Source organism: Brochothrix sp., assembly GCF_017549435.1.
In the GTDB taxonomy this organism is placed as follows: Bacteria; Bacillota; Bacilli; order Lactobacillales; family Listeriaceae; genus Brochothrix; species Brochothrix thermosphacta.
In genome coordinates, this window is sequence record NZ_JAFYUW010000065.1 from 1 (window position 1) to 4,910 (window position 4,910).

Genomic DNA, 4,910 nt, shown 5'->3' on the forward strand with positions numbered 1-4,910 from the left:
CGTCGGCTCATCTAAAAATAAAATGTGTGGGCGATTAATCATCGCCCGTGCTAATAACATTCGTTGTCGCATACCAGTAGAGAGTTCTGACGCTAATTTATTCTGATGTTCTAGTAAGCCGACATTTTGTAATAAATTTGTGATTTCAATCGCTAATACACCATGAATTTTAGCGTAAATTAATAAGTTTTTATACACGGTCATTTTTTCATAAAAACCACTGGTATCACTGACAATTCCCATATTAGAAAATTCATTTCTTCCAAGTTCAGAAACCGCTTTGCCTAACAAATATGCCTCTCCTGAATCTTGTGCCAGTTGCCCAGTCAAAATATTAATGGTTGTTGTTTTACCTGAACCTGAGGGGCCTAAAAAGCCGAAAATTTCTCCTTTTAAAATACTAAAACTGATATTTTCTAATGCCGTTTTTCCAGAGAATTTCTTATTGACTTTTTTCATAGACACAATTTCATAAGTCATCCACTTGCCCCCTCCTTTTTATTCATGTCGCAAAGCGATAATCGGATCTAATTTGGCTGCTTTTTTAGCTGGGAAAGTCCCTGCAATAAATGCTACCAGCATAATTGATAATGAAATGATACTCGCAGTCATTAGACTAATATCAACTAATTTCAATCCTGATAACTCTTCTAAAAACCCGCTAGATGCAATGGAGTTGATGCCACTACCTAATAATTGTGCGCTCACAATTCCCAATAATGAACCTAAGAAACCAATTAAAATTGCTTCAAAGCTAAACAGAATAAAAATCTTTCGTTTACTCATTCCTAATGCTTTCATTAAACCGATTTCACGTGTTCGCTCTTGTACTGACATATAGAGTGTATTGATAATGCCGAAACAAGCTGCAAAAAGCGATAACATACCAAATAAAGTTAATACACCCGTAACTGCATTAATTACTGTATAAATAATCCCAACTGAATCCTCAACTGTTTGTGACATAAAGCCTAATTTATCCAGATCTTTTTTGACTGTTTTCATCGTTTGAGCATCCGTACTTGGTTTTACTTCCACAGTTAAAAATTGATAACTATTTTTAATTTTCGCCGGAACGCCCTTATTATTAATAGCCAAGATCTCGTCTGCTAACTGTTTATTAACACGCGATTGCCCACCTTGAATGAGGCTTTTTGTTAATACGCCGACAACCTTTGCTTCAATTATTTTTTCAGATTCATCAACTTGAGAAGTAATGGCCAATTTTATTTTTTTGCCCACGGCTTTCTTATTTGATTTTAAGCCTAATGTTTTCACATATTCGGGAGCTATGATTATTTGATTTTCTTTTGCTGACATATCTACCATGTTTCCTGCTTGCATTGTATTTGAAATACCATTAATTGCAGTCGATACTGGCAAAAGATATTTTTTTCCATCCCCACTTTTTGCATATTCAATGATTGGGGTTTGGATTGGAGTTACTTCAATGATATTTGTTACCTTCTTTATTTTATTGATGTCTTTTTCTGTTAGTGTCGCAGCTTGAGACGTACCATCTTTATATTCAACTGGCTCACTGTTATCAATATTTAATCCATTATCTGTTTTACGTGCAATGGTTAGATTATTCTCACCACCGATATTGCCTAGTTGATCATCCAGGTATTTATTAACACCCACATTAATACCGATTGTTAAAGAGATTGTAAACGTCCCAATTAAAATCGCAATAATTGTTAAAATGGTACGGGTTTTATGTTGTAGGATATTTTTCATTGCTGATATAAGCAGATCTTTAATTGTCATTGCTGTACTCCTTTATAATTTCACCATCTTGTAAATAAAATTGGCGATCGAATTTTTTTGCAAAATCATCATCGTGTGTTACAACTACTAAGGTTATTCCTTTAGTTTTATTTATATCAAACAATAATGTTTGAATTTTATCGCTTGTCTTGCTATCTAAGTTACCTGTGGGTTCATCAGCAAATATAACACCCGGATTATTAACCAGTGCGCGGGCGATACACACACGCTGCTTTTGCCCACCTGATAAATCTGCTGCACGACTTAATGCTTTTTCTTTTAAATCTACGGCTTCTAGAGCTTCCAGAACTTTGATTTTACGTTGTTTTGCTGATAGTTTATAAGATTCACTAGCAATCTGTAATGGTAACAGCACATTGTTTAGTACGGTATCTTTTGGTTTCATAAAAAACTGTTGGAAAACAAAACCGAATTGTTCATTACGAATTTGATTCACTTTTTTTTCTTTTAATGCTTCGATTTCCATACTATTTAGCACAATGGATCCTGAGGTTGGAATATCAAGCAACGCAAGTATGTGCATCAGCGTTGATTTACCAGAACCACTTTTCCCAACAATTGCAACAGATTCCCCTTGTTGAATCGTTAAATTGATTCCTTTTAATACTTTATATTGCTGATTTTTACCATAAGATTTATTAATGTTCTTAAGTTCAATAAAATTCATCATTATCACTCCTTCTATGTTCACAAACAACTCTAAAACACTATTCGTGTGCTTTTTTAGAAATAGACAATTACTACTGTTATTTGACAATTTTTAAAACAACACATGAATAAAGATGTGTAACAGTTAACTATAGGAGCCCTGTGGGGTTTCGTACAAATAGCTGTTACACATACTTTTGAGATTGCTGACATACCTCAGTACTTTTTAAGTACCTCTATTTTGTTTTATTCTCCGTGACTTTTTATTAGCAAAGTGATAATAGTCCAACGCCACCGATACCTGCAAGTATAGCTAATCCTGTAAACATAGATTCCACCTCCTTTGAGTGCTTCTTTAGCATAATAAAACACTAGATTATTGACCTACTTCAGTACTTTCTAAGTACCTAATTCACATTTTTTTCTTCATTGTGGCTTTTTTATTAGCAAAGTGATGCTAATCCGATACCACCGATACCTGCAAGTATAGCTAATCCTGTAACCATAGATTCCACCTCCCTTCAATCTAACTTATTGCTTACTTGGTGCTGTCTCTTAACTCGAACAATTCGCTTTCGAGTTCATTCAATTGTTTAGTAATTGTGAGCGCATCTTTTTCAAGATCTGTTACAACCATCGACACATCATTTCTAACCCAAAATTGACTGGTTTTTGCATTTAATAAATAGGATTGGTCCCACGATTTCCTTAATAATGTATAGTTGTCTGCGGTTGCAATGAGTGGTAAAATCGGAATTTTATATTTTTTAGAGAAAAACAGCATATCCTTTTTAAATACTTTACTTGGTCCATTAGGCCCGTCAGAAAAATTAAAAATAGAGTAACCTTCTGTTAAATAATGATGAATCTGTTTTGCACGCGCAAAAGCATTCGTATCATTTTCATCTTGACGTATAATTTCAATATTTAAATGTTCAAACAATGGGATACAAATAAAATTTTGTGGATTATTAGACATAATGACTGCTAGCTTTGGTGGTTTGGTCACGAGTAGAAAATGTAACATTGCGCCGATTCCTTGGTGCCAAGACACGATGATAAATTGTTTAATAAACACATCATCTGACAGTTCGACATGATTTGTGATTTTATCGTAGTTTTTTAAATACGTTTCTTTAATCGCATTTCCTAATAAGGTATATTTTTTTATTTGCATGTTTCTTTTGAATTTTTTAAACATGATGGAACCCCCTCTATCGTTTACGTGTTATTGCTCCATTGTTGTTAAAAAACAAACCAATGCTTAGGCTTCTTTTGAATTCACATGTGGCGATTGTAAGATTAAAATTGTCATTTCTTCCTCAAAATGAAGCTGGTGCTGCTCAATCGTGATATTTTCTAAAATATAAGGTGTATATTCTTTTAAGTAGACAACTAACGCATAATCAAGTCTACCTGCATCGATATTTTTAACTGCCAAATCAAATGCCCCCCTACCATCTGTGAACCCATTAAATATTGTTGAATTAGGTCCAGTAATGCCATAAGCAACAGATAGCCAACCAGACATACTATTCAACACTGAACTTGGAAATTTCATCGGACTTATATAGGCTGGTGAGCTATCATAGGCTTCTTTCATTAACTGATAGGTGTTTTCAATATGACTGTAAGGTGCGTCTACATACACCCCCCACCTTGAGCCTAACGGTGCATCCACATCAATGTTCGCTAGTTGAAGTAATTTTCCACTTTCATACACAGCGATTTGGATTGCCTCTGGTAATCGCAAACTTTTTTTCCCTAGACGGTGATTTAAAGGTGCATCCACTGCTGGTAGACTGAGCTTTACTAGTGTGACTGTCTTTTCATCCACTAGATGTGTCTCACTTCTAGTGGGATCAACACTATACTTGTGTTTTATATATTCGTTAATAATGAGGCCCTCCCTCTTTACTGATATTTTTTGAAAATGAGCGCTGCATTTGTTCCACCAAAACCTGCAGAAAGATTTAAAGCATAATCAACTGTTAACTGACGGGCCTTATTAGGAATACAATCAATTGCACATTCAGGATCAGCTTCAGTAAAGTTAACCGTTGGTGGCACAACATTGTTTTGTGTCGCTAAGCAACAGACTGCGGCTTCAATTGCACTAGAAGCCCCCATCGTATGACCAATCATCGATTTAATAGAACTTGCACTCGGTGCTTTATTAGCGAATAAGTCATTAAGAACACGCGCTTCAATAGAATCGTTTTTTTGCGTTCCTGTGCCATGTAATGAAATGTAGTCAATCATACTCCCCGCTATCTTTGCATCTTTCAGGGCGTTTTCAATCGCTATTTTTAAACCGCTACCTTCAGGGTGTGGAATATTAATATGATGGGCATCACTCGATAATCCGATGCCGGTTAATTCAGAAATGATGATAGCATTACGCGCTTTTGCATGTTCTAATTCTTCTAACTGCAAGATTGCTGCACCTTCAGATACGAGCATACCGTCTC

6 protein-coding genes are annotated in these 4,910 nt (G+C 35.2%); all 6 read right to left on the bottom strand.

Annotated features, from left to right (window positions below):
• A partial coding sequence (locus IKV95_RS04450) for an ABC transporter ATP-binding protein (RefSeq protein WP_287451441.1) occupies positions 1-480 on the bottom strand: 480 nt, incomplete at its 3' end.
• Positions 481-498: 18 nt separating this feature from the next.
• Complete coding sequence (locus IKV95_RS04455; RefSeq protein WP_287451442.1) at positions 499-1,770, bottom strand: ABC transporter permease; 1,272 nt, start codon at positions 1,768-1,770, stop codon at positions 499-501.
• Complete coding sequence (locus IKV95_RS04460; protein ID WP_069128629.1) at positions 1,760-2,458, bottom strand: ABC transporter ATP-binding protein; 699 nt, start codon at positions 2,456-2,458, stop codon at positions 1,760-1,762. The genes IKV95_RS04455 and IKV95_RS04460 overlap by 11 nt, the downstream gene beginning before the upstream one ends.
• A gap of 519 nt (positions 2,459-2,977) precedes the next feature.
• On the bottom strand, positions 2,978-3,640 hold the full coding sequence (locus tag IKV95_RS04465; RefSeq protein WP_029092113.1) for a lysophospholipid acyltransferase family protein: 663 nt from the start codon (positions 3,638-3,640) through the stop codon (positions 2,978-2,980).
• A gap of 63 nt (positions 3,641-3,703) precedes the next feature.
• The gene (locus IKV95_RS04470) at positions 3,704-4,276 is read right to left on the bottom strand and encodes a beta-ketoacyl synthase N-terminal-like domain-containing protein (RefSeq protein WP_287451443.1); all 573 of its coding nucleotides are present in this window, start codon (positions 4,274-4,276) and stop codon (positions 3,704-3,706) included.
• A gap of 77 nt (positions 4,277-4,353) precedes the next feature.
• Positions 4,354-4,910: beta-ketoacyl-[acyl-carrier-protein] synthase family protein (locus IKV95_RS04475; RefSeq protein ID WP_483296358.1), on the bottom strand; the 557-nt coding region annotated here is incomplete at its 5' end.

Excerpts from the sequence above, each read along its gene's own strand:
- IKV95_RS04455 (WP_287451442.1), bottom strand. The coding sequence starts at position 1,770 with ATGACAATTAAAGATCTGCTTATATCAGCAATGAAAAATATCCTACAA.
- IKV95_RS04460 (WP_069128629.1), bottom strand. The coding sequence starts at position 2,458 with ATGAATTTTATTGAACTTAAGAACATTAATAAATCTTATGGTAAAAAT.
- IKV95_RS04465 (WP_029092113.1), bottom strand. The coding sequence starts at position 3,640 with ATGTTTAAAAAATTCAAAAGAAACATGCAAATAAAAAAATATACCTTA.